A 263-nucleotide genomic window follows, 5' to 3' on the forward strand; every position below is an offset into this window, starting at 1 on the left:
GGTATTCGTTCGGGCAACGCAGTACCGAGAAGATGGTACCGACCGGCGCATTGATGTCGATGTTGGAGGAGCCGTCCAGTGGGTCGAATACCAGCAGGTACGCGCCTTTAGGGTATTTGCCCGGAATCTGGTAGGCATTGTCCATCTCTTCGGAAGCCATGCCGGCCAGGTGACCGCCCCATTCGTTGGCTTCGAGCAGGATTTCGTTGGACAGCACGTCCAGTTTCTTCTGCACTTCGCCCTGCACGTTTTCAGTGCCCATG

General features: G+C 57.0%; 1 pseudogene. It reads right to left on the reverse strand.

Annotated elements, in window-relative coordinates:
- A pseudogene (locus AC0L3U_RS39575) lies at positions 1-263 on the reverse strand (class 1 fructose-bisphosphatase); the annotation flags it as partial.

Source organism: Bradyrhizobium sp. Kon69, from assembly GCF_055807515.1.